The 24769-nt window shown below is 61.2% G+C and carries 24 protein-coding genes; 14 read left to right on the forward strand and 10 right to left on the reverse strand.

Features of this window, described 5'->3' with window-relative positions; all coding sequences use genetic code 11:
* Window positions 1-2: 2 nt before the first annotated feature.
* The 3 genes from QMK47_RS14875 to ligD are packed head-to-tail and all read left to right on the forward strand — an operon-like array spanning window position 3 to window position 4757.
* On the forward strand, window positions 3-1016 hold the full coding sequence (locus tag QMK47_RS14875; protein ID WP_214512819.1) for a methyltransferase: 1014 nt from the start codon (window positions 3-5) through the stop codon (window positions 1014-1016).
* A complete protein-coding gene (locus QMK47_RS14880) occupies window positions 988-2151 on the forward strand; it encodes a carboxylate-amine ligase (RefSeq protein WP_320390498.1) in 1164 nt (387 codons plus the stop codon). Before QMK47_RS14875 ends, QMK47_RS14880 begins: the two co-directional genes overlap by 29 nt.
* The gene (gene ligD, locus QMK47_RS14885) at window positions 2148-4757 is read left to right on the forward strand and encodes a DNA ligase D (RefSeq protein ID WP_320390499.1); all 2610 of its coding nucleotides are present in this window, start codon (window positions 2148-2150) and stop codon (window positions 4755-4757) included. Before QMK47_RS14880 ends, ligD begins: the two co-directional genes overlap by 4 nt.
* 404 nt (window positions 4758-5161) lie before the next feature.
* On the opposite strand, the gene QMK47_RS14890 is transcribed toward ligD, so the two are convergent.
* Window positions 5162-5773, reverse strand: coding sequence for a Yip1 family protein (locus tag QMK47_RS14890; protein ID WP_258691192.1), 612 nt, complete (start codon window positions 5771-5773; stop codon window positions 5162-5164).
* A gap of 167 nt (window positions 5774-5940) precedes the next feature.
* Here QMK47_RS14890 and QMK47_RS14895 point away from each other — a divergent pair, with 167 nt between their 5' ends.
* The 3 genes from QMK47_RS14895 to QMK47_RS14905 are packed head-to-tail and all read left to right on the forward strand — an operon-like array spanning window position 5941 to window position 7426.
* Complete coding sequence (locus QMK47_RS14895) at window positions 5941-6441, forward strand: CinA family protein (protein ID WP_258691193.1); 501 nt, start codon at window positions 5941-5943, stop codon at window positions 6439-6441.
* Between the two features lie 9 nt (window positions 6442-6450).
* Window positions 6451-6969: a hypothetical protein gene (locus QMK47_RS14900; protein WP_320390500.1), complete on the forward strand. Its 519-nt coding sequence runs from the start codon at window positions 6451-6453 to the stop codon at window positions 6967-6969.
* Window positions 6970-6976: 7 nt separating this feature from the next.
* Window positions 6977-7426, forward strand: coding sequence for a DUF421 domain-containing protein (locus QMK47_RS14905; RefSeq protein ID WP_024618528.1), 450 nt, complete (start codon window positions 6977-6979; stop codon window positions 7424-7426).
* Window positions 7427-7586: 160 nt separating this feature from the next.
* Here QMK47_RS14905 and QMK47_RS14910 read toward each other — a convergent pair whose 3' ends face one another.
* Complete coding sequence (locus QMK47_RS14910) at window positions 7587-8444, reverse strand: SDR family oxidoreductase (protein ID WP_320390501.1); 858 nt, start codon at window positions 8442-8444, stop codon at window positions 7587-7589.
* Window positions 8445-8631: 187 nt separating this feature from the next.
* On the opposite strand from QMK47_RS14910, the gene QMK47_RS14915 reads away from it, so the two are divergent.
* Window positions 8632-9036 (forward strand): VOC family protein, encoded by a 405-nt coding sequence (locus QMK47_RS14915; protein WP_253474750.1) that lies wholly within the window; start codon window positions 8632-8634, stop codon window positions 9034-9036.
* A 149-nt stretch (window positions 9037-9185) separates the two neighbouring features.
* Here QMK47_RS14915 and QMK47_RS14920 read toward each other — a convergent pair whose 3' ends face one another.
* A complete protein-coding gene (locus tag QMK47_RS14920) occupies window positions 9186-10334 on the reverse strand; it encodes a MalY/PatB family protein (RefSeq protein WP_253474754.1) in 1149 nt (382 codons plus the stop codon).
* A gap of 300 nt (window positions 10335-10634) precedes the next feature.
* Between QMK47_RS14920 and QMK47_RS14925 the strand changes: the two genes are divergently transcribed.
* The 3 genes from QMK47_RS14925 (at window position 10635) to QMK47_RS14935 (ending at window position 13837) form a co-directional block, all read left to right on the forward strand.
* Entirely contained in the window at window positions 10635-11711 is a 1077-nt protein-coding gene (locus QMK47_RS14925) for an alpha/beta hydrolase (protein WP_320390502.1), read from the forward strand.
* Window positions 11712-11938: 227 nt separating this feature from the next.
* Window positions 11939-12685, forward strand: coding sequence for a YkgJ family cysteine cluster protein (locus QMK47_RS14930; RefSeq protein WP_258687811.1), 747 nt, complete (start codon window positions 11939-11941; stop codon window positions 12683-12685).
* A 243-nt stretch (window positions 12686-12928) separates the two neighbouring features.
* Window positions 12929-13837, forward strand: a complete 909-nt coding sequence (locus QMK47_RS14935) for an AraC family transcriptional regulator (RefSeq protein ID WP_320388576.1) — start codon at window positions 12929-12931, stop codon at window positions 13835-13837.
* A 46-nt stretch (window positions 13838-13883) separates the two neighbouring features.
* Here QMK47_RS14935 and QMK47_RS14940 read toward each other — a convergent pair whose 3' ends face one another.
* The 3 genes from QMK47_RS14940 to QMK47_RS14950 form a co-directional block, all read right to left on the reverse strand.
* Window positions 13884-16121: a xanthine dehydrogenase family protein molybdopterin-binding subunit gene (locus tag QMK47_RS14940; protein WP_253474766.1), complete on the reverse strand. Its 2238-nt coding sequence runs from the start codon at window positions 16119-16121 to the stop codon at window positions 13884-13886.
* Window positions 16122-16133: 12 nt separating this feature from the next.
* Window positions 16134-16607: a (2Fe-2S)-binding protein gene (locus QMK47_RS14945; RefSeq protein WP_003201837.1), complete on the reverse strand. Its 474-nt coding sequence runs from the start codon at window positions 16605-16607 to the stop codon at window positions 16134-16136.
* 125 nt (window positions 16608-16732) lie between these two features.
* A complete protein-coding gene (locus QMK47_RS14950; RefSeq protein ID WP_320388577.1) occupies window positions 16733-17941 on the reverse strand; it encodes an MFS transporter in 1209 nt (402 codons plus the stop codon).
* Between the two features lie 152 nt (window positions 17942-18093).
* Between QMK47_RS14950 and QMK47_RS14955 the strand changes: the two genes are divergently transcribed.
* A complete protein-coding gene (locus QMK47_RS14955) occupies window positions 18094-18975 on the forward strand; it encodes a LysR family transcriptional regulator (RefSeq protein ID WP_320388578.1) in 882 nt (293 codons plus the stop codon).
* Window positions 18976-19240: 265 nt separating this feature from the next.
* Here QMK47_RS14955 and QMK47_RS14960 read toward each other — a convergent pair whose 3' ends face one another.
* The 4 genes from QMK47_RS14960 to QMK47_RS14975 form a co-directional block, all read right to left on the reverse strand.
* Complete coding sequence (locus QMK47_RS14960) at window positions 19241-19942, reverse strand: YafY family protein (RefSeq protein ID WP_320388579.1); 702 nt, start codon at window positions 19940-19942, stop codon at window positions 19241-19243.
* Window positions 19943-19945: 3 nt separating this feature from the next.
* The gene (locus tag QMK47_RS14965; protein WP_320388581.1) at window positions 19946-20878 is read right to left on the reverse strand and encodes an NAD(P)-dependent alcohol dehydrogenase; all 933 of its coding nucleotides are present in this window, start codon (window positions 20876-20878) and stop codon (window positions 19946-19948) included.
* Between the two features lie 183 nt (window positions 20879-21061).
* Window positions 21062-21451, reverse strand: a complete 390-nt coding sequence (locus QMK47_RS14970; protein ID WP_320388582.1) for a putative quinol monooxygenase — start codon at window positions 21449-21451, stop codon at window positions 21062-21064.
* 78 nt (window positions 21452-21529) lie between these two features.
* Entirely contained in the window at window positions 21530-22435 is a 906-nt protein-coding gene (locus tag QMK47_RS14975; protein WP_320388583.1) for a LysR family transcriptional regulator, read from the reverse strand.
* Window positions 22436-22609: 174 nt separating this feature from the next.
* Between QMK47_RS14975 and QMK47_RS14980 the strand changes: the two genes are divergently transcribed.
* The 3 genes from QMK47_RS14980 (at window position 22610) to QMK47_RS14990 (ending at window position 24734) form a co-directional block, all read left to right on the forward strand.
* Entirely contained in the window at window positions 22610-22909 is a 300-nt protein-coding gene (locus QMK47_RS14980) for a superoxide dismutase (RefSeq protein ID WP_253474787.1), read from the forward strand.
* A 69-nt stretch (window positions 22910-22978) separates the two neighbouring features.
* On the forward strand, window positions 22979-23674 hold the full coding sequence (locus QMK47_RS14985) for a type 1 glutamine amidotransferase domain-containing protein (protein ID WP_253474790.1): 696 nt from the start codon (window positions 22979-22981) through the stop codon (window positions 23672-23674).
* A gap of 28 nt (window positions 23675-23702) precedes the next feature.
* Entirely contained in the window at window positions 23703-24734 is a 1032-nt protein-coding gene (locus tag QMK47_RS14990) for an amidohydrolase family protein (RefSeq protein WP_320388585.1), read from the forward strand.
* Window positions 24735-24769: the final 35 nt, after the last annotated feature.

Genomic DNA, 24769 nt, shown 5'->3' on the forward strand with positions numbered 1-24769 from the left:
GCATGAATGAGGAAGAACGCCTGTCCGAGACGGACCTTGCGCTGTTGCAACTGGGCCGGCGCCTGCAAGCCGACGGCTACCGTTTCATTACCCCGACGCCGTTGACCCACGAGCGGGTCAACCAGCGGCCCGGCAATGAACGCGCCAAGACCTTGCGGGACGTGTTCGGCTGGTCGCGGCCGTTTGCGCCGGGACTGATCAGCGCCGATGAACAGCGGCAACTGCAAGAAGCCCAAGTGCTGGAAGAGCGCGACGGCCTGCTGCGCAGCCGGGTGCGCTGGTCGAGCCTGGATGGCTTGCTGTTCGCTCATTCGCAGTTTCCCACGCAGGCCACCGATGCGGTGTTTTTCGGCCCTGACAGCTACCGCTTCGCCCAACTGATCCATACTCATCTGCAACAGAACTTCACGGCGGTGCATCGCGCCGTGGACATCGGTTGTGGCGCCGGCGTCGGTGCGATCGTGATTGCCCGCGCCCGGCGTGAAGCGCAAGTGCTGGCGGTGGACATCAACCCGCAAGCCTTGCGCCTGAGCGCTGTGAACGCTGCGCTGGCCGAGGTGGGCAATGTCGAGGTCGCTCGCAGCGACGTGCTGCAGGACGTGCCAGGCAACTTCGACCTGATCGTCGCCAACCCGCCGTACATGGCTGATCCATCCGAACGCGCCTATCGCCATGGCGGCGGCGCACTGGGCGCCGGGCTGTCGTTGCGCATCGTCGAACAGGCCTTGCCCCGTCTCACACCGGGCGGCTCGCTGGTGCTCTACACCGGCGTGGCGATGGTGGATGGGCGCGACCCGTTCCTGGAGGCGCTGGGCCAATGGCGTGACTCGGCGGATTTCGGCTGGACCTACAAGGAATTGGACCCGGACGTGTTTGGTGAGGAATTGCTGACGCCGGGTTATCAGGACGTGGAAAGGATCGCCGTGGTGGCGTTGGTTGTAACCCGCATTGGCGCAGGTATCGGCGGGGTTATCGGAGGGATTATCGATGAACAGGCGCATGAAATTCGGCATTGAAGAGGAGTACTTCATCACCGATCTGCAAACCCGTTGCATGCCGGGTGAGCCACCCGCAGAGGCTGTCGCTGCGTGCCAGGCCGAGCTGGGCAAGCATTTCGCCCATGAAATGTTCCTGTGCCAGGTCGAGATGGCATCGCCCATCTTTCGCAGCCTGCCAGAGGCTGCCGACTACCTGAGCCAGGTGCGTACGGGCTTGAACCAGCGGCTGGCACCGTATGGCCTGGGTCTGCTCAGCGCCGGTTCACACCCGATGACGACCCAAGTGCTGCAGCCGACCGACGAGCTGCATTTCCAGCAACTGTTCGATGATTACCAGCGGGTGGCGCGGCGCAGCGTGCTGTCGGGCCTGCATGTCCATGTGGAAGTTCCGGCCACCCAGGATCGGGTGCGGGTCATGAATGAGATCCTGCCCTGGTTGCCGATGTTCCTGGCCCTGAGCGCTTCATCGCCGTTCTGGAACGGTGGCTACAGTGGCTTCAGCAGCTATCGACAAGTGGCCTGCGATGAATGGCCGCGCATGGGCGTGCCGGAGTATTTCGAAGACGAGTCGACGTTCGCCAGCTACGTCGACATGCTCATGCGCACCGGGTCCATTCGCCAGCCCAGCGATTGCTGGTGGGTGATACGGCCGTCCTCACGTTATCCCACGCTGGAACTGCGCATTTGTGATGCCTGTCCGCGGGTCGACGACGTCCTCTGTCTGGTCTCGCTGTTTCGCCTGATGGTGGCCCATGCCGTGGCGCAGCGCCAGCCTGGTGCCCACTACAGCCAGATGTCCCAGTGGGTCCTCAAGGAAAATCGCTGGCGGGCCAAGCGTCACGGGATTCTCGCGGAGTTCATCGTCGAGGGGCAGGAGCAGCCGATGCTTATTGGTGAATGGCTGACCCTGGCCGAGCAAACCTTCGGTGAGACCGCAGCAGAGCTGGGTGTCCAGGACGTATTCAAGCAGGTGCGCCGCATGGTGCAGGAAGGCACCAGCGCCGACCGGCAAATCGTCCTCTTCGAACAGGGGCTGCTGCTGGGCGATTCCGTCGAACAGGCCTTGAGCCGCGTGGTCGATCAATTGCTCGCGGAAACCGCCGGGCTGCCGGTCGCCGATCCGGTGTTGCTACAGGTGGCAGGTGGGCCATGAGTAGCAAGACCCTGGATGACTACAACCGCATGCGTGACTTCGCCGCCACCCCGGAGCCGGCGGCGAAGCGCTCGCGCAAATCGGCGAAGACTGCCCATGCCTTGCAGTTCTGCATTCAAAAACACGACGCCTCGCGGCTGCATTACGATTTTCGGCTGGAGCTGGACGGCGCACTCAAGAGCTGGGCGGTGCCCAAAGGCCCCTCCCTGGACCCGAAAGCCAAGCGCCTGGCGGTGCATGTCGAAGACCATCCGCTGGATTACGCCACGTTCGAAGGCAACATTCCCGAGGGCCATTATGGCGCCGGTGACGTTATCGTCTGGGACCGGGGCGTCTGGATTCCCCAGGATGATCCCCATGAGGCCTATGAAAAAGGCCGGCTCAAGTTCGAACTGCAAGGCGAAAAGCTCAGCGGCCTGTGGAACCTGGTGCGCACCCACATGCCCGGCAAGCAGGAGCAGTGGTTCCTGATCAAGCATCAGGACCAGGCCGCCCGCCCCGAGAGCGAATACGACGTGGTCCAGGCCGAACCGGACAGCGTGCTCAGCGATCGCACCCTCGTGCCCAAGCGTCGCGGCAAGGCCGCCGCAGCCAAAGCGGTGAAACAAGCGGAAAAAGCCGTCCAGCCGAAACCGCCGAAACGCCCCTCGAAAACCACCCTCAGTGGCGTGGTCGCCGGGCCGTTGCCGGAAACCCTCAAGCCGGAACTGGCAACGCTGGTGGAAAGCGCGCCCGACGGCGAATGGCTCTATGAGATCAAGTTCGACGGTTACCGGGTCATGGCACGCATCGAAAACGGCGACGTAAGGCTGCTGACTCGCAACGGCCATGATTGGACCCACAAATTGCCTAGGCAGGCCGAAGCCTTGGCTGCACTGGGCTTGGAATCGGCCTGGCTCGACGGCGAGATGCTGGTTGCCAACGACCAGGGCGTGCCGGACTTCCAGGCCTTGCAAAATGCCTTCGAGGCCGGCAGCAGCGGCAAGATCGCCTATTACCTGTTCGACATGCCTTACCTCAACGGCATGGATTTGCGCAAAGTGCCGGTGCAAGAACGCCGGGCGGCATTGGCTGCAGTGCTGGAGCCCAATGAAAGCCCCTTGCTGCGGTTTTCCGATGCTTTCGAGCAAACCCCCGAAGCGCTGCTCGACAGCGCCTGCCAGATGCAGATGGAAGGGTTGATCGGCAAGCGCATCGGCAGTGCCTATGTGTCCAGGCGCAGCAATGACTGGATCAAGCTCAAGTGCAAGAATCGCCAGGAGTTCGTGGTGGTGGGCTTCAGCGATCCCAAGGGCGCTCGCAGCGCCTTCGGTGCCTTGCTGCTGGGGCTGCATGATGCCGACAGCGGCCAGTTACGCTACGCCGGCAAGGTCGGCACCGGATTCAACGAAACCACCCTTAAAAGCATCTACCAGCAACTGCTGCCCTTGGAGACGAAAAAGGCCGCCGTGGTGAATCCGCCCACCGGTTACGAAGCCAAGGGCGTGCACTGGCTCGAACCGACGCTGTTGGCCGAAGTGGCCTTTGCCGAAATGACCAAGGACGGCTCGGTGCGCCATGCGGTCTTCCATGGCTTGCGCAACGACAAGCCGGCCAAGGACATCACCCAGGAGCTGGCCAAGCCTGTGAAACAAAACGCTGCCGCAAAAAAAACCAAAGCCAAGGATGAGCCTGGCGCGACACCGGCCAAAACCAAGAGCAAGGCCAAGGCACCGGCCTTGGACGGCAAGGTCCGCATCACCCATCCGGAGCGGGTCATTGACGCCAGCAGCGGCACCACCAAACTGCAACTGGCCGAGTACTACGCCAGTGTGGCCGAATTCATCCTGCCGGAACTGGCGGATCGCCCGGTGGCCTTGGTCAGGGCGCCGGATGGCATCGCCGGGGAACTGTTCTTCCAGAAGAACGCCGAGCGCCTGGCGATTCCCGGCATTACCAGTCTGGACAAGGCGCTGACCGGGCAGCCGGTGATGATCATCAACAACGCCGAGGCGCTGATCGGCGCGGTGCAGATGAGCACGGTGGAGCTGCACACCTGGAATGCCACCTCCGTCGACCTGGACAAGCCTGACCGCTTCGTCCTCGACCTTGACCCGGACCCGGCGCTGCCCTGGAAAAGCATGGTCGAGGCGACGCAGCTCACCTTATCGGTACTCGATGAGCTGGGGCTCAAGGCATTTCTCAAGACCAGCGGTGGCAAGGGCATCCATGTGGTGGTGCCGCTGACGCGCAAGCTGGGTTGGGATGAGGTCAAGGGGTTCAGCCATGCGATTGTCAGTCACATGGCCAAGCTGCTGCCGGACCGTTTTTCGGCGGTGTCGGGGCCGAAGAACCGTGTGGGGCGGATTTTTATCGATTACCTGCGCAATGGGTTAGGCGCTACCACCATTTGTGCCTACGCGGCTCGGACCCGGGAAGGGTTGCCGGTTTCGGTGCCTATTTTTCGTGAGGAGGTGGCTGAGCTCAAGGGGGCGAATTTGTGGAATGTGCATAACGTTCATGAGCGTTTGGCGCAAGTGGGGCATGAGCCTTGGGCTGGGCTTAAGCGAACTCGGCAGAGTATTACGGCTGAGATGCGGAGGCGTATTGGTATGAGGAAGACTTGAGGTGTTTTGGGGGGGTGAATATCCATTGCTGCGGTCACGGCGGCTTATGGTTCCGCCCTTACGGCGGGTCACTTTTGGAAGAGCGCCAAAAGTAACCAAAAGCGCTTTGCCCCACCACTCGGCACCTCGCCTAGGCTCGGTGTGCCCTCACTCCGGCATTGCTCCGTGGGCCGCCACGAGGCGGCCTAACAGCCGACCTGGTTCCTGTGGGAGCGAGCTTGCTCGCGATGGCGGTGGTTCAGTTATATGGATTTTGAGCTTGCTGGCCTCATCGCGAGCAAGCTCGCTCCCACAGGTTTTTTGGTGTGTCCAGATACTGTGAACACCCGTAAACCCATGTGGGAGCGAGCTTGCTCGCGATGAGCACTGCAACACCGCCGTCATTGGCGGGTGCAGTATTACCTTCAGCCCACCGGCAGTCGCAGATATTCCGGCTGCAGGTAGTTGAACCACAGCAGGATCATTTCCACCAGGATTGTCACCAGGACCAGCAAGCCGACGCCCCAGACACTCGTCGAGTAGAGCAGGCCCTGTTCTTTCCTGAGGTTCATGAACTTGGGCAATCCGACGAACAGCAGGAATGTCGAGTAGGCCGAGGCCAGTAACAACACCGCCACCGCCAGCCAGCGATTCGGGTAGAGCCCGAAGATCCCGGCCAGGAAGTATGGCGTCGCGGTGTAGGCGGCGAAGCCGATGCATTGGTTGACCGTCGGGCGGACGTCGAAGGTGCGGGACATCCAGCGAATGAACAGTCCCATCAGCGCGACGCCGACCACGATGGTCAGGTACAGCAGCACGCACAATTGAAATGCGCTGGCGCGGCTGAGACGTACCGTTTCGTTTTCGGCCAGGCTCCAACCGGTCCAGGTGGTGCCGATGAACAGGCACACCGCGGGAATCAGGGCCAGCAATAGCAAATGATTCAGGTAGTGGCGCGGATGAGCCTGTTCCTGCTCGCGAATGTCTGTCCAGGCGAAATCAGGGTGCGTGAACAGTTTGACGAAAGGTGCAGACATGACGACCTCCTGATCGGGATGGCCTCTGCATGAGGCCCTTATAGGTTTGAGGTACAGCAAAAGACAGGGGTTTCATTTATTTCTCGGCGCAGGGCGAGGGCGCGATAAAGGGAATGAATCACAACGGCAAGAGTCAACCCATCAGCATCCCTGAAGGACCCTTTGCCATGACTGCTGCTCAAATCCTGGTTGATTATCTACGCGAGCATGACCTGCGCCTGACCACGGCCGAGTCCTGTACCGCCGGGCAGATCGTCACGTTGTTGGCCGAGGTCCCGGGCAGTGGTTCACTGATCGAAAGCGGCTATGTGGTGTATTCCCCTGAAGCCAAGCAGCGCTTGCTTGGTGTCAGTCCACGCACCATCGATACCTTCAATCTCACCAGTCGTGAAGTGGCCGAGGAGATGGCCCTTGGCGCCTTGCGCGACGCCAATGCCAATGTCGCAGTGGCGACCACCGGGCTGCTCGGGCCAGACGACAGGGACGGCATACCTGCCGGCACCGTGTGTTTTGCCTGGGCGTTCGATGTGAATGGCCAGCGATCGCTGTTCAGCCGCTGCGAACGCTTCTTTGGCAGTCGCGGCCAGGTGCAACTGTGGGCAGCGCAGTACGCGTTGCAGCAATTGCCGGCCTTTCACCAGCGGGCTGTGGCCGGTGAGCGTCGGTAGGAAGAGATCATGACCGATCAATACGAGCAGGACGACCACCGCAGCCGGCAGTTTCCGGTGCGTGAAGACATGGCCTTCCAGCACAAGGTCTGGCGCTTCGAGCGAATGGGCTGGTACGTGTTGGTGCTGCTGGTGATCCTGACCTTGCTGGGGCTGTTTTCCCGTGGGCCATTGAGCAGCCGGGAGCTGCAAAGCCGCGACGGTAACCTCGGCGTCGAATACGAGGCCTTCCACCGCAACGGCTCCACCAACGCCATGGTCATTCGTCTCAAGGGACAACCCAATGCCGTGCTGGAAGTCGAGTTGGGCGGCGACTGGCTGGAAGGTTTCGAGGTGCAAGCGTTACAACCGGCGCCAATACATTCGGCAGGCGCGGGGCAGGGCATGACACTCCGGGTCCAGGCCGATGAGCGGGGGCAGGCCAGCCTGCATCTGTCATTGCTCGGCGAAGGACTCGGCACCTACCACAGCCGCATCGCCATCTCCGGCGGTGCTGCGGTCAGTTTCACTCAGTTCATTTTCCCTTAGGTGACCTATGGATTCGGTGCTGCGGGCAACTGCGATTTACCTGGCATTGCTGGTGTTGTTCAAGATCGCTGGACGCCGGTCGCTGGCGGAACTCACCACCTTCGACTTCGTGTTGTTGATGATCATCGGCGAGGCGACGCAGCAGGCGTTGCTAGGGGATGATTTTTCGCTCACCAACGCGCTGATGGTGATCGTGACGCTGATCGCCATCGATGTGGGATTGTCGTTGCTCAAGCAACGTTCCCAATGGGTGTCACAACTGATCGATGGTGGCCCGACTGTCATCGTCGAGGACGGGCGAATCCTCCAGGGCCGGATGCGTCATGCCCGGCTGGTAGAAGCCGACATCATGGAGGCGGCGCGCTCGAGCCAGGGTATCGAGACCCTGGCGCAGATCAAGTTTGCGATCATCGAGCGCAATGGGAAGATTTCGGTGATTGCCAAGGAGCCGTCCTGAGCGCTGTCGTCGAGCACTTTTTTGTGGCGAGAACTTGCTCCCGTCGGGTCTGTAGGAGCTGGCGAAGCCTGCGATCTTTTGATCTTTCACTTGAGCCCCAGGTGTCTTGGTAAAGATCGCAGCCTCGTTGCACTCGACAGCTCCTACGCCGCTTCTATCCCTACAGTATCGGCTTACCCCCGGTGATCCCATAGCGGGTCCCGGAGATGTAGCTGGCTTCGTCCGAGGCCAGCAGCACGTAGATCGGCGCCACTTCAACTGGTTGGCCGGGGCGGCCGAGCGGGGTCTGGGAGCCGAAATTCTGTACCTCTTCCTCGGGCATGGTCGCCACGATCAGCGGCGTCCAGATCGGTCCTGGTGCGACGCTGTTCACTCGGATGCCCTTGGGGCCGAGCATTTGCGCCAGGCCGCCGGTGAAGTTGGCAATGGCGCCCTTGGTGGTGGCATACGCCAGCAGCGTCGGCTTGGGCATGTCGGAGTTGACCGAACTGGTGTTGATGATCGAGCCACCCGGCTTCATGTGCGGCACGGCAGCCTGGCAGATCCTGAACATCGCCGTGATGTTGATATCGAATGTACGCACCCATTCTTCGTCGGATATTTGCTCGAGACTTTCATGGGTCATCTGGAACGCGGCGTTGTTGACCAGGACGTCGATATGCCCGAAGCGGGCGACGGTTTCATCGACGATTTTGCGGCACTGGTCTTTGTTTGCCAGGTCACCGGGCAGCAACAGGCATTGGCGTCCGGCCTGCTCGACCCAGCGCGCGGTTTCCTTGGCGTCTTCATGCTCGTCCAGGTAGGCAATCGCCACGTCCGCGCCTTCACGGGCAAAGGCAATGGCGACGGCGCGACCGATGCCGCTGTCGGCGCCGGTGATCAGGGCGATTTTGTTCGCCAGTCGTCCGGAGCCGGTGTAGCTCTGTTCGCCGCAGTCGGGGTAGGGGTCCATTTTCCGTTGGCTGCCGGGCACCGGCTGGCTTTGTTTCGGGAAAGGTGGGAAAGGGTATTCGACCATTGTCGTTCTCCAGGCTTGGTTGCGATGGAGGGTGGACTGTGGGGTTTCGGGCAGAGTTCGGTCGGATTTTATTGTCAGTCGATGAGCGTGATGACGAGCGTTTCGTCGGTGAACAGAGCGCTGCGACGAGCGTCAGATGAAGCGATGTTCTTCAATGAACGTACGGGTTTCGATAAGGAGCAGGACCATGTTCAGTCACATACAGATCGGCGCGCGCGACCTGCCGAAAATGGTCGCTTTCTATGACGCCGTCCTCGGCTGCCTGGGACTGGAGCGCATCGAGGGTGAACACGACTCAGGCCCGCCGGGGGAGGGGTGGCAGCGACCCGGCAAGCATTGGCCACAGGTTTTCGTCCAGTTGCCTTTCAATGGCTTGCCCGCTACGTGGGGCAATGGCATGCAAGTGAGCTTCGCCGCTGACTCGCCGCAAACCGTGCGTGCTGCCTGGGAGCAGGCGATTGCCATGGGCGGTATCGACGAAGGCCCACCCGGCCCGAGGCCACAGTATTGCGAAGGTTATTTCGGGGCCTATTGCCGCGATCCGGAGGGCAACAAGCTGTGCTTTGTCCATGCGCCGGATATGCATGAATAACGCACAAATCCAGCATGGCTAGGCGCTTGTGTGGCGAGGGCGCTTGCTCCCGCTGGGGCGCGTAGCGGCCCCCAAACTATCTGAGGGCTGCTTCGCAGCCCAGCGGGAGCAAGCGCCCTCGCCACAATGGATTGTTGGCGCCTGTTGGATCAGCCCCTGGCCTTCAGGCTACGCTCCATTCGCGCAATCCCTTCCTCCAGCAGCGCCCGCGGGCAGCCGAAGTTCAAGCGCACGAACTGACCGGCGTCGTCGCCAAAATCCAGGCCTGCACTGAGCCCCACCTTGGCTTCTTTCAGGAAAAAGCCTTGCGGGTCATCCAGCCCCAACCCGGAGCAATCCAGCCAAGCCAGGTAAGTGCCTTGGGGCACGGTCATGGTGATGCCCGGCAGGCGAGAGTTCACCGCTTCGACCAGGTAATCGCGGTTGGCTTGCAGATATGCCTTCAAGGCCTCTAGCCACGGGCCGGCCTCGCTATAGGCCGCACGGGTCGCTTCAAGGCCCAGGGCATTGACGCTGTCGACCATGCCGGCCCGGGCGCTGTTGACCCGTTCGCGCAGCTTGGCGTTCTGGATAATCGCGAACGAGGTTTTCAACCCGGCGATATTGAAGGCCTTGCTGGCGGACATCAGGGTGATGGTGCGCTCGGCAATCTCCGGGCTGAGGGAGGCGGTTGGAATGTGCACACGGCCGTCGAAGCACAGTTCGGCATGGATTTCGTCGGAGATGATCCAGGCGTCCTGCTCCAGGCAAATGTCTGCCACGGCCTTGAGTTCCTGGCGGTCAAACACCTTGCCCAACGGGTTGTGAGGATTGCTCAGCAACAGCGCGCCACCGCCCTGCAATGCTTCGCGCAACGCAGCCAATGGCGTGTGGAATTCACCGTTGACCGGGTTGAATGGCAATTCCACTTTGTTCAACTGCCAGTGACCCGGGGCGTTGCGCAGCGGCGGGTAGTTGGGCACCTGCACCACGACATTCTGCTGGGGTTCTACCAAGGCATGCAGCGCCATGTTGAAGCCCGGTTCGACACCCGGCAGGAACACAATCTGCTGGGGTTCGACGCGCCAGGCGTACTTGCTCCACAGGTCGGCCACGACGGCGGCACGCAGATCGTCCTGGGCCACGCTGTAGCCCAGCATCGGATGTTCCAGGCGCTTGTGCAGCGCTTCGATGATCACGGGGGGGGCAGGGAAGTCCATATCGGCAACCCACATTGGCAACACATCGGCCGGGTAGCGGCTCCATTTGGTACTGCCGGTGCCGTGGCGCTCCAATACCGTGTCGAAATCGAAAGTCATGGGGGCTCCCATCAGTCAGCGAGTTGAGATGGCGAACATCATAAAGCAAAGGCCAATGAGAAATGCCGACAACATTGGCATCCTGACCCAGGTGATTCCCTGCACCTCTCGGTTTGTCCGGCAAACCGAGCCTTGCGCATACGCATGTATCTCTGTGTATCCACCACCTGTACAGATACGGATTGTTTCTTTTAAGCGCTTCGATGACACATCCGGGATACCTCGCCAGCGTCAAATGAACCCATCGAGACCGTCCAAGGGGTCTCACGGGCTCACCCGTCGTTTGCAAGGAGATCCACCATGGATACGACTCTGACGCACCACACGTTTGTACCACGCCTTCATCGCCTGCTCGCGCCTTCCATCCTGGTGCTCGCCATGATGCAACTCTGTCCCCTGGGGCTTGCCTCGTCGCAGGCAAACGCCGCCGAAGTACCTGCCAGCACCATCGGCGCCATTACCCCGGGTAGTCACACGTCGTTCGGCCCGTTGAAGCAGGTCAAGGCCGGCCTGTTGGACGTTTCCTATGCCGAGGTCGGTCCCGCCGATGGGCCGGTGGTCATCCTGCTGCATGGTTGGCCCTATGACATTCACAGCTACGCGGATGTGGCGCCAGCGCTGGCAGAGAAGGGCTATCGCGTGCTGATTCCGTACGCCCGCGGTTATGGCGATACGCGTTTCCTGTCGGCCAAGACCCTGCGCAACGGCCAGCCTTCTGCACTGGCAAGCGATCTGATTGATTTCATGGACGCACTGAAGATCAAGCAGGCCGTGCTCGGCGGTTATGACTGGGGCGCACGCACCGCCGACATTGTCGCGGCCCTTTGGCCGGAGCGGGTGAAGGCGCTGGTGGCGGTGAGTGGCTACCTGATCGGCAGCCAAGAGGCCGGCAAGGCACCGCTGCCACCGGCCGCCGAACTGCAGTGGTGGTATCAGTTCTACTTTGCGACAGAACGTGGCCGCCTCGGCTACGAGAAAAACACCCACGACTTCGCCAAGCTGATCTGGAAGCTGGCGTCACCCAAGTGGAACTTCGATGACGCGACGTATGAGCGAAGCGCCTCCGCCTTGCAGAACCCCGATCATGTCGCCGTTTCAATCTTCAACTATCGCTGGCGCCTGGGCCTGGTCAAGGGCGAGGCCAAATACGACGCGCTGGAAAAGAAACTGGCGACGTTCCCGTCGATCGGCGTGCCGACCATCACCTTGGAAGGTGATGCCAATGGCGCTCCGCACCCGCCTGCCGAAGCCTATGCCAAGCGTTTCACTGGCCAATACGAGCATCGCCTGATCGATGGCGGTGTCGGCCACAACTTGCCGCAAGAAGCGCCGCAGGCGTTCGCCCAGGCGGTGATCGACGCCGATCATCTTCAATGATGCCGCGTTCCCGGCATCTGAAGTGAAGGGTTGCCTGAAACAACGGATTTTCCGCCCAAGGGCTGATACTTGAAATCACCTTGGATCAGGCAAACATGCCGGCGGATCCGGCAAGCGGATTGGCATTTCGCTCCACATACTCTCGCGGCCCTGAGGCCCTGCCACGGATGTCTCCGAGTGGCAGGGGCTTCTGTAGGCCATCGAAAACATGTGTGCGAGTGCTTGATATGGAAAACAACGCGATCCGCTTTGCCTGCAACGGCTGCGGGATTTGCTGCAAAGGTCGGCTGATTCCACTGACGCTGGACGAGGCAAGGCAGTGGCTGCAACGCGGACATGAGGTGGCGGTCGTACTGGAGGCGTTCGATGAGTCGACCTGGCCTTCGGAGCCTCGACAATTTGCCCATAGCGCCCAACGGGCCGTGGAAGTCACCAGTGGCGATGCCCAGATTCGAGTCGTTGCGGTACTGGCGGGCAATGCGCTGACGCAGTGCCGCAATCTCGGCGACGATGGCCGTTGCGGTATTTATGAAGAGCGGCCGTTGGTCTGTCGAATCTACCCGATGGAAATCAATCCGCTCATTGCCTTGCGTCCTGCCGACAAGGTCTGTCCGCCGGAGGTCTGGGAGGCGGAAGAGGTCTTGTTTACCGACCGCGTGGTCGATCCGATCCTGGCCGATCAGATCGAACGTTCCCGCCAGGCGGACAGGGACGATGCCCAGGCCAAGATTGCGCTGTGTGAAGCGCTGGGCATGAACGTCGCCGCTTGGAAGGGCAACGCGTTGGCGGTGTACTTGCCTGATCGGGCGCGGTTGGCTGAAGCGATCATTCGCTACGATCGCGCCCCCGTGGCACCGACAGGCCTGGATTGGAAAGTGCGGGTCGAAACGCCGGACCTGGCCCAACGACTGCAGCAAGTGGGGGTCGCGCTGGATGATCAACAGTCAACCGGCTACATCTTCCAGAATCTTTAGGCACCCAGCCAAACCATCACTTTGTGCCCAGCCAACTCCTGAAACACATAGTCATTTCTGGCCCGAGGTGACTGATGCGAGCTACGGATCGTTAAATCGAGTAAGAAATTGCCTCAATCAGGCAAGCGACTCGAACCGCCGACCCAGCATACTGCGTCCATATTGATCAACGACTTAGGGTGATGCCGAACAGTGTTCGCCATCACCGCAAGTCGTGGGTCCGATGTTTTCAAGGAGTGAACTGTGCACACCGATTTCAACAGCGACCAGGGCGCCAGCGACATCAGTCGCCTGGCCGGCTCGGTCAGCCAGCTTGTGCCCAGCGAAGGCGACCAGATCACCGCCATTGCCGGCTTGAGCCTGCATCGGCGCAACGCGATCACCGCGCCGACGCACTGCATCTATGGCCTGGGTATCGGCGTGACCTTGCAAGGCCGCAAGCAAGCCATGCTCGGGGACGAGATACTGACCTACGCACCCGGCCAGTCCATGGTGACCTGCGTGGATCTGCCGGTCATTTCCCATGTCTCCCAAGCCAGCGTCGCCAAGCCGTTCCTGGGCATGATGCTGAGATTCGACGGCACGATGGTGATGCAGGTGGCCGAGCGCATGCAGTTGTCGCAACGCATGAGGGACGACGCGTTTCGACCGGTTACCGTACAAGCGCTGGATGCCGGGGTGCTGGACGCCCTGCGACGCTTGATAGACCTGCTGGACGAACCGTCGCTGCTTGAGACAGTGGCGCCGCTGATCAAGGAAGAGATCATCGCTCGGCTGTTGAGCGGTGCCCACGCGCCACAGTTGCTGCATGTGATCGCTGCCGGGTCACCCAGCCAGCACATCGCCAAGACAGTCGCCTGGCTGAAACTGAATTTTCGCCAGGCGTTGCGTATGGACGATCTGGCGGCACAAGCGCACATGAGTCCATCCACGTTTCGCCAGCATTTTCGCACCGTGACCGGAATGAGTCCGTTGCAATACCAGAAGCAGCTGCGGCTACAAGCCGCTCGGCAGTTGATGTTGAGCCAGAATGTCGACGCGAACAGTGCAGGGAGCTTGGTTGGCTATGAAAGTGCCTCGCAGTTCAGCCGTGAATACAGCCGCTTGTTTGGTGCGCCACCGCAGCGGGATATCAAGCGCATTCGCTTGTGATCGTGAGGCTTGCCTGGCATTGCGACCAGACAGCCTCACACGCCTGTCACGCCAGTTTGAAAGGCAACTCACGCAACGGTTTCCCCGTCAGGCTCGCCAACGCGTTGGCAAAAGCCGGGGCCAACGCTGGCAGGCCGGGTTCACCCATCCCCGTAGGAGGCTCGGCGCTGGGCACGATGTGGACGGCAAATGTCGGCATGTCGGTAATGCGCGGCACGCTGAAGTCAGCAAAATTGCTCTGCTGCACCACGCCATCTTTCAGGGTGATCGCGCCACCTGGCAGGCACATCGACAATCCCATCAGCGCCGCGCCCTGGACCTGGGCCTCGACACTGCGAGGGTTGACCGCCAGGTTGCAGTGCACACCGGCCGTCACGTTGTGCAGTACCGGACGACCGTCCTGCACCGAGGCTTCGACGACGTAGGCCACCACCGAGCTGAACGACTCGTGGACCGCCACGCCCCAGGCATGGCCCGCCGGTAACTGGCGCTTGCCATACTCGCTCTTGTCCACGGCCAATTGCAGCGCCTCGCGATGGCGTGGGCTCTGCTCGCCAAACAGTTTCATCCGGTAAGCCACTGGATCCTGCTTGGTCGTGCGGGCAATCTCATCGATCAGCGTTTCCATCACAAACGCCGTATGGGTGGAGCCCACGCTGCGCCACCACAGCACGGGAACGTTGAGCTTGGGGTGATGAACCGTCAGCCGCATGGGCACCGGGTACGGATTGCGCAGGCCTTCCGTGGCGGTCGGGTCGATACCGTTTTTCACCCGCCCGCCAAACACGGTGCCGGTGATGATCGATTGACCCACCAGGGCGTGGTCCCAGGCGAGCACCTTGCCGCTGTCGTCAAAACCGATGCGCGCACGGTGCAAGTGCATGGGCCGATAGTAACCGCCCTTGATGTCGTCCTCCCGGCTCCAAAGAGTGCGGATAGGGGCGTTGACCCCGGCGGTGCGCGCGGCCTTGGCGACCTCGCAAGCCAGTACGACAAAATCGTTGGTGGGCACGCCGCGCCGGCCAAAACCACCGCCGGCGGTCTGCACGTTCACCTGGATCTGCTCTGGCTTGAGGCCCAGCACCTTGGCGGCCGCGGCACCATCACCGCCGGGGAACTGCGTACCGACCCACAGTTGAGCACCATCCCCGGCAAGCTGCACGGTGCAATTGAGCGGTTCCATGGGGGCATGGGCGAGGTAGGGGAACACGAACTCGGCGTCCAGTTGATGCGGCGCGGTGGCCAGTGGCGTCATGTCGGCATCAAAGTGCAATGGGCCGGGCTGGCTGGCCAGTTCCCGGTATTGAGCCAATTGTTTTTCGCTGTCCACTTTTTCCACGGCGGACGTGTTCCATTCCACCTTCAGTGCATCGCGTGCCAGCTTCGCCTGCCAGTAACTGTCGGCAACCACCGCAACACCTTCGGCACCGCCGTCCAGTGGTACGCGCACCACGGCCTTTACACCTTTCGTGGCACGTGCCGCGCTGTCATCCAGGGATGCGATTTTGGCACCGAACACCGGCGGTCGGGCGACGACAGCCGTGAGCTGCCCCGGCAGATGCATGTCGATGCCAAAATCCTGCTGGCCGCTGCTCTTGGCCTTGGCATCGATACGGGTGGTGGCCTGGCCGATGATGCGGAAGTCCTTGGGATCCTTGAGCGTGATCTGCTCGGGCACCGGCATCGCCATCGCGGCTTCGGCCAGTTCGCCGTAGCTCGCTTTACGGCCTGCCGGGCCGAGTACCATACCGGCCTGGGTGCTCAGGCTCGCCACGTCCACGTTCCAGCGCGCGGCGGCGGCACTCAGCAGCATGGCGCGGGCACGGGCGCCGAGTTCGCGGTACTGGGTATAGCTGTTCTTGATCGAGTTGGAACCGCCGGTGAGGTGGATGCCGAAGGCCGGGTCCATGTAGGCGGCGTCACTGTTGCCGTTGCGACTGCGGACCAGGCTCCAGTCGGCATCGAGTTCTTCGGCAAGAATCATCGGCAAGCCGGTCTGTACGCCCTGGCCGAACTCCAACCGGTTGATGGTCACCGTGACCTCGCCGCTGGGGGCGATTTGCACGAATGCCGAGGGTTGCTGGGTCGGTTTGAGCGACGCAGCGGCGCCATTGGCCTCCTGCGCCAGGGCCAAGTGTGGAAACGCCCCCAAGGCCAGCCCGCCGATGCCGACGATCTTGAGAAAGCTGCGGCGCGGCAGCGTAGCGGGGCCGTCAGCCTCGTCGCGTTCAAGCAGGTGCTGCAAGGCGCGAGGTTGCTCGTTCGGAAAAATCTCGTTCAACATGGTCAGCTCCGATCAGGCAAGGGCTTTGGCGGCATCAGCCACCGCAGCGCGGATACGGGCGTAGGTGCCACAGCGGCAGATGTTGCCGGCCATGGCCGAGTCGATCTCGGCGGCCGTGGGCTGCTTGCCCTTGGGCTGGGCCTTGAGGAAAGCGGTGGCGCTCATGATCTGGCCGCTCTGGCAGTAGCCACATTGCGCCACGTCATGCTTGACCCACGCTTCGTGCACGGCGCTGCCAACCGGGTCGCTGCCGTTGGTTGCCGCTTCGATGGTGGTGATCTTCTTGCCTTCGGCGGCGGCAATGGGCGTCACGCAGGAACGAATGGCCTGGCCATCCAGGTGCACGGTGCAGGCGCCACACAACGCCGCACCGCAGCCGAACTTGGTGCCGGTCATGCCTAGCGTGTCGCGTAGGGTCCAGAGAATCGGGGTGCTTGGGTCTACGTCGACCGTGTATTCACGGCCGTTTATGTTCAGGGCGCTCATAGGGGGACCAGCTCCAGATGGTTTGGCTCTGGTTAACTATAGAAAGCAATATTTGGGGCAGCTTGCACGATTCGGGCTGATGCTTGCCCGATCCTGCGAATCCGTGCGCGGATGACAACTCACCCTCATTGGGTGCGCCTTGCAAACCCGTACCGACTGGCAGACCACACCACCGCCAACGTCAGCAGCAGAAGAATGACCAGGACCGGCGCAAACGCAACGACACCCAGGTGATCGAGCAGGATGCCCCCCACGATCCCGCCGCCGGCAATGGCGATGTTCCAGGCCGTGACCAACATCGACTGGGCGAGATCCGCTGCCTCTGCTGCCGTCTTGGCGATTGCCGTCTGGAACAACGTCCCGGCCCCTCCAAAGGCGATTCCCCAGGCCGCTACCGCGATGTAGATCGCGGCAGGGCTGTCGCTCATGGCGCCTAGCGTCAGTGCCGAGATGGCGAACAGCGCCGTGCTGGCAAGGGTCAATGCCCGTAGATGGCGATCGATCAGCACGCCGACGACCCAGATGCCCAGCAACGATGCGACCCCGAAGACCAGCAGGACCAGGTCGGTCCGCTCGCCCAGGCCCGCCGTCATCAGGAACGGTGCGATGTAGGTAAAGAGGATGTTGTGCGCCAGGACAAAAGCCAACACCACGAACAACACCGAGCGAACGCCCGGTAGGGTGAAGACCTGGCCCAAGGCAAGGCGTTTGCCGGTGGTTTGCCCAGGAAAGTCAGGCAGCTTGAGTCGTACCCAGACCATCAAGGCGACGGCGAACAGGCTCATGATGGCGAAGCTCATCCGCCAACCGATCAAATTACCGAGCAAGGTGCCGGCCGGTACGCCCAGGGATAACGCCAAGGGTGCGCCCACCATGGCGATCGCAATCGCCCGGCCTTTCTGGCTCTCGGGCACCATGCGGGCGGCATAACCGGCCAACAAGGCCCAGAGCAGCCCGGCCGATACGCCACCCAGCAAGCGGGCGACGATCGTCAAGCCATAGTGGGTGGACAGCGTCGTGACGGTATTGGCAACGGCGAAACCGGCGATGGCCAACAGCAAGAGCGACCGGCGTCGCATGCCTTGGGTCGCAGCCGTCAAGGGAATGGCCGCCAGCAAGGAACCTATTGCGTAGACCGTGACCAACTGGCCGGCGAGGGCTTCGGAGATCGCCAGCCCTTCGCTGATCTGTGAGAGAAGGCCGGCGGGCAAGGCTTCGGTGAGGATGGTCACGAACGCCGCCAGCGCGAGGGCAAACAGTGATCCGATGGGGAGCGGCGCAGCGTCTTGAACGACCTCGGCATCAGCGTCGATATGGGTATTGGCAATCGTCATGTGTCACCTGCCTGGAACGCTTCTGAGCCGCCTGATAGCGGCGTCAATCGCAGATTGATAAGTGCCGACTACGGTAAGTGCCCCTCCTTGGCGAGACAAGAATGCTAGAGTGCGCAACACATCGGAAAAAATGTCCGCAATTGGAGCCTGGCGTGGAATCACTGAGCGGGATTGATTTTTTTGTTCGCGCGGCTGAAACCCGCAGCTTTTCAGAGGCGGGCAGGGCGCTTGGCATTTCGTCTTCGGCGGTGGGCAAAAGCGTCGCCCGGCTCGAGGAACGGCTGGGTGTGCGGTTGTTTCATCGCAGCACGCGCAGTATCACGCTGACGGCGGAAGGGGCGCTTTTCCTTGAGCGTTGCCGGCGCATTCTCTGCGAAGTCGAAGCGGCTGAACTGGAGCTGTCGGAAACTCGCAAAGCGCCACGGGGCAAACTGCGGGTGAGTTTGCCCCTGGTTGCTGATTTGGTGATGCCGACGCTGATCGCCTTCATGCGCCGCTACCCCAGTATCGAACTGGACCTGGATTTCTCCGACAGGTTGGTGGACATCATCGAGGAAGGTTTCGATGCGGTCATTCGAACTGGAGAACCGAACGACTCCCGGCTGATGTCCCGCCCGTTGGGCCCGTTCAAGCTCGTTGTGGTCGGTTCACCCCGGTACTTCGCCGAACACGGTACGCCGCAGGTGCCAGCGGATCTGCTGCGCCATGCCTGCCTGCTATACAAGTTTCCCAGCACTGGCAGGATGCAGGTCTGGCCTGTCAATGGAGAAGGACAGCCCGATCTCAACCTGCCGGCCACCCTGGTCTGCAACACCACCGAGGCATTGCTGTACGTCGTGCGCGATGCATTGGGGATTGCCTGTGTGCCGGATTTCACCGTGCGCGATGCCATCGCCGCCGGTGAGCTGGTCACCGTTCTCGACGACTTCAATCGGCACCAGAGCACCTTCCGCATGCTCTGGCCTTCAAGCAAGCACCTGGCGCCGAAACTGCGGGTGTTCATTGATTTCATGAGCAGTGAGTTGTTCAAGTAACTCACCAACTATATGCCCCAATCCCTTGTGGGAGCGAGCTTGCTCGCGATAGCGGTGGTCCAGATACATGGATGTCGGGTTGACTGCCCTCATCGCGAGCAAGCTCGCTCCCACAATGGTTTTTCGGGATAGCAGGATTTGTATTCACCACAAATCCCCTGTGGGAGCGAGCTTGCTCGCGATAGCGGTGGTCCAGATGCATGGATGTTGGATTGACTGCCCTCATCGCGAGCAAGCTCGCTCCCACAAGGGAAATGTGCTGGTCCTAGCTGCAGTCTTTCTGTTTGCACGGGTGCGTTTCCCGGGAGCGCCACTCCTTGACCAGCTGTTGCCTCGGTCGGGCGTAGCGCTCCTCCAGGATAGCCACCTCGACGATCCGGTCCGTTCGGAATAAACGATAGTCGCCACGCAGCTCACACCAGCCGGCGATATAGCGCTGCGACTCGACAAACCCCAGCATGATCGGCCAGAGGGTTCGCTGCGTCTGCTCCCCATTCTCGTCCGTATAGACGATCCGCATTTTTCGCTGTTCGCGAAGCGCCAGCCGGACCTGCGCCAGATCCAACGCCGCCGGTGCGCCTTGATTGCGACTGACATAGATCGTGTCGTTGTCCAATGTTCGCCGCATGTGCGGCGGCAGGACACTGTCGATTTTTGCCAGTGCGTTTTGAACGGCGCGGGCCAGGCCTTCATCGGTTTGGCGGCTGACCCACTGTGCGCCGGCCATCAACGCTTGGATCTCTTCCTCGGTAAAACTCAACGGCGGCAACAGAAAACCCGGGCGCAGGACGTAGCCAACGCCGGGTTCGCCAACGATGTCCGCCCCCATCGACTGCAGCGTGATGACGTCTCGCCGGATGGTACGCAACGACACATTCAGCTCACGGGACAGCGTGATACCGGAAACCGTCCCGCGGTGGCGCCGAAGGACTTGCATGAGGTCGAATAATCTATGGCTTCTTGACACGCTTCAGTCCATGGCCACGAGGGCCTTGCCACGGAGCTTCCTGCCGCCCTCGATGGCCGCGATAAGCTGGATCGCATCGCCGAGCGGCACCACCTCTGCTACAGGAAGCCGGAAGCTGCCATTCTGGGCGGCGCGGGCGAGCGTGTCGAGGACGTCGGGGCGCGGTGTGCAGATGACCGGTTTCAAGCGCTTGTCAAAGAACGAGCGAATGAACTTGCCAGGGCTTGGGTCCAGGTCCAGCAGTACGCCACCTTTGCGCAGCAGGCTGAAGCCGAGCGACAGGGGCATTGTGGCCGCCGTGTCATACACCACATCGAAACGTTCCTGTAGCTGGGAGAGATCGGTTTTGCGATAGTCATGAACCGTATCGACCCCCAGCTGCCGCGCCCGCTCCAGCGTCTCTTCACTGCAAGAACCGGTGACAGTGGCCCCCACCATGCGGGCTATTTGCACGCAGGCTTCACCAACCGCGCCACTGCAACCGTTGATGAAGACACGCTGGCCCGCGCTCAGCCCGGCCTTGTCCCGCAGCCCGCTCCAAGCGGTCATTCCCGGCGTCCCGAGGCAAGCGGCCTGCTCGAAGGAGACGTCATCGGGTTTGCTGGCCAGCAGCGATTCCTTCGTGACCACGGCTTGCGCCAGCGCACCACTTTCCTTGAAGCGAGCGAGACCAAAAACAGCATCACCCACTTTAAACCGCGTCACGTCGCTGCCCACCGCCATGACGGTGCCGGAGAAATCCATCCCCATGGCCCGGGGGAAGGCCCTGCCCGTGACGATCTTCATCTGGCCACCGCGCAACTTCCAGTCGATAGGATTGATGGCAGCGAAGCTGATTTTCACAGCGACTTCGCGCGGGCCCGGTGAAGCCAACGTGAATGACTCGAGTTTCATCACATCCGGTCCGCCGTAATTGTAATACTGGATACGCTTCATAGCTGACGCTTACTCTGGATGATTGATGAGATAGAAGTAGGGCCGGGGGCAGGGGCGCTGTTTCCAGCGCATCGTTGATGCCTGCGGCCAATCACTTCACTCTAACCATCGACAGGGTCAGTTTTTGTCACCATTGTTTTTCCGCAGGGCACCTGCCTGGCACGGGAAGACATCGTCCCGGTTTCACTTCGAACTCAGTTGGATCGGCGTCGTCTCGATCAATTGCCTGGAGAGGATCATCGACTGGGTTTGCTCTACGTACCGTTTGAAATGCGCAGAGCCAATGTGGGACAGGTAGGCTTGCTCGTCAGCGTAGATTTCGAAGAAATGGAGCATGTGAGGGCGGTCTTTATCCGCCACCGAATAGATGGCAATCACCCCGGGTTCCACGCGCGCGGAGATCTCCATCTCTTCCTTGACGATCTGGGTATAGCGTTGCAGTTGCTCCGGATCGATTTCGAGCTGTGCGACACGCACCACCACCGTGGATGGATATGTCTGCGCGTTGGCCCCGCTGGATGCAAACAGGCAAAGCACCATCGCGCATTTGGAAAACCACTGACGAATGTTCATGACAAACTCCTGGCAAGGGCTGGGTGAATTCAATGACTCACCCACGGGCGACACGCTGTGGGCGACGATTTCTCTGGCTCACAGCTTCATGATGTCCGGCAGTCGGCTGGCCAGCACATCAATGATGTGCCGCAGCCGCATGGGCATTTGCCGCATCTGGGGTGAGACGGCATGACAATCCATCGTGGTGGGCGGATGCGTTTCCAGCAGTTGAACGAGAGCGCCCGAGCGCAAGCGATCACGCACCAGCCATGAAGGCAGCCAGCCAATGCCCATGTCGGCCTCGACCGCATCGGCGATCAATGAAAGGTCATTCAAACGAATACGCGGGGAAAGGGACACCGTCTTGAGTTGGCCATCGGTGTCCGTAACGGCCCAGGGCTGCGTGTAATCGCGCCGGTGATACAGCACCGCGTCGTGGCCGAGCAGTTCTGTAAGACTGCGGGGCTGCCCGTTTTTGGCCAGGTAACCGGGTGATGCGCATAGCAGTTTTTGCTGGACCGCCAGATGTTGTGTACGTAGGCCGCTGAGTTGCGCCAGGGGGCCAAAGCGAATCGCCAGATCGAAGCCTTCGGCAATCAGGTCTACGGACTGGTCGCTGAAGTGCAATTCAAGTTCCAGCTTGGGATGTTGGCGGGCCTGTTCCAGCAGGATCGGGCCGGCACAGTATTGGCCGAACAGGACCGGCATCGTCACGCGCAGGCGCCCCGTGATCTCTTGCTGGCCCGACTCCAGCAGGGACTGAGCCGAGCGGACTTCTTCCAAGGCGCGCAGGCAATGCTCGTAATACACCTGGCCAGCCTCGGTCAGGCTTTGGGTCCGGGTGGTCCGATGGAACAGGCGAACGCCCAGCCGCTCCTCCACCCGGCCAATCGCTTTGCCCACCGCCGATCGCGTCAGCGACAACTGTTCAGCCGCGCGGGCAAAGCCGCCAGCGTGAACGACTTCGACGAACAGTGCTACGCCATCCAATGGATCTCTCATACGGCCCTGGCTCCTGGATTGGTTCCCTTGATTCAACTTTATGGAGAAAAAATATCGTTAATGGCGATTATTATTCCACTATAAGCTACAGGTTCATTGATATTGGTGTCCAGGCGGAGCCAGTGCGTCGATTCCACTGCGCCTAAGCCCTGCACCCGACCAAGGAGCCGAACCATGAAACTGCTTTGTCTCGACATTCCTCAACCTGGCGCCAGTCTTGAGAAATATCAGCCGCACCTGTTCGACGAAGCCCGACACGCCTGGCAGCTCTACAAGGGCGGCATCGTGCGCGACTTCTATTTTCGCCAGGATCGCCCAGGTGTCGCGATCATCGCTGAGGCCGACACCGTGGAATCCGCGAGGGCGGCATTGAACGAATTCCCCCTGGTCAAAGCGGGGCTCATCGACTGGGAAATCATTCCCCTCGGACCCTTCATGAACTGGGAAATGCTCTTCGCGCCTGGTAACGCCTGACGCTTATTGCGGCGCAGACATCGTGATGAACGCGCCTGTCTTCTTCGTCTCAACCAAGAGCCCGAGACCATGAACAAACAAGCTTCCGAGCTCAAGCCGGTCCTTTTCGTCGTTACCAGCAACGCGGTGAAGGGCGCTTCCGGCATCCCCACCGGCTTCAACCTGGCCGAGGTCACTCATCCATTGGAGAAGCTGCAGGAGGCGGGTATCCGTGTCGAACTGGCCTCCATCAATGGCGGTGCCGCGCCCTTGGACGGGCTGGAGGATATGAGTGATCCCGTCATCGCCCGCTATTGGGCCGATGCGGATTTCCGGCATGCGCTTGAGCACACCTTGCCCATGAACGAGGTAGATCCATCACGCTATTCGGCCATTTTCTTCGCCGGTGGTCACGGCACGATGTGGGACTTTCCTGATAACCCTGCCGTACAAGCGGCGATCCGCGAAATCGATGCGGCCGGCGGCATCGTTTCGGCGGTCTGTCATGGGCCGGCGGCCTTGGTCAACGCACGTCGTGCCGACGGCAGCCTGCTGGTGGCCGGTAAACGGGTCGCAGCTTTCACTGACAACGAGGAAGAAGAAGTGCAGTCCACCCACGTTGTGCCATTCCTGTTGGCGTCGACGCTCAACAGACGCGGTGCACATCACCAGCTGGCGGCGAACTGGGCCGACAATGTGGTTGTCGACGGTCGCCTCATCACCGGTCAAAACCCGCAGTCCGCCGCCAGCCTGGGCGAAGCACTGCGAGATGCCCTGTTAGGGTGATGACCTGTAACCATGCAAGGGGCGCGACATGAGACTGATCTGTGTTGAAGAGCACGTACTCGACCCCACCATGGGCGTCGCCACGCAGGCGCTCGTGCAGGCCGAGGCACCCTATCTTTCGGGTTGGGGGAGTCGGGTGATCGATGGTGTACAGGTAGCCGACCTTAGTCGGCCGCATGTTGTTGCGCCCAACGAATCAGCTCGCAAGGCGCTGGAAACAGGCCGGTCACGCCTGGCCGATATGGACGCGGCAGGAATCAGCATGCAGGTACTTTCCTATGGCGGGTTTCCTCAGCTATTGCCCGCCTCGCAAGCCATTGAGCTGTGTCGTGCCGCCAATGACCAGCTGGCAGAGACGGCGCATGCTCATCCCGATCGTTTCAGCGGTTTTGCCACGCTCCCGTGGCAAGCACCCGAGGCGGCGGCGCGTGAGCTGGAGAGGGCGGTGACGGAGCTGGGCCTCAAAGGCGCGCTGATCAATGGTCGGCCGGGTGATACGTTCCTCGACGACGCCCGTTATGCCCCGATTCTTGCCGCCCTCAATGAGTTGAAGGTTGCGTTGTACGTCCATCCGGGTCTGCCGCTGCCTGCCGTTCAAACGGCGTATTACGGTGGGTTCGAGCGTGAACTCAGTGCACGTCTTTCGATGTTTGCCTGGGGTTGGCACAACGAGGCAGGTATTCAAGTCGTGCGGATGTTGCTCGCGGGCGTGTTCGACCAGTATCCCCATCTGCAAGTCATCAGTGGGCACTGGGGCGAAATGGTGCCGTTTTTCCTGCAGCGCCTGGAGGACGCTATTCCCCAGGATGCCAGCGGCCTGAAACGTCCCATCGGGCAGACTTACCGCGAGCATGTCTACGTTTCGCCCAGTGGCATGCTCACGCTCCCGCATTTCCAGTTCATTCACGCGGTCATGGGCGCTGAGCGTATCCTGTATTCCATCGATTATCCCTACCAGAGCCTGGATGGCGCCCGCGCTTTCCTCGAGAGCCTGCCCATCACTGAAGCGGACAAGGCACTCATCGCTCACGGTAACGCCGAGCGCTTGCTGGGCCTATGACGCGAATCGTGGCGAATGCCTGGGGGCGCCTGTTC

This window comes from Pseudomonas sp. P9_35 (assembly GCF_034008205.1).
Lineage (GTDB): Bacteria > Pseudomonadota > Gammaproteobacteria > Pseudomonadales > Pseudomonadaceae > Aquipseudomonas > Aquipseudomonas kilonensis.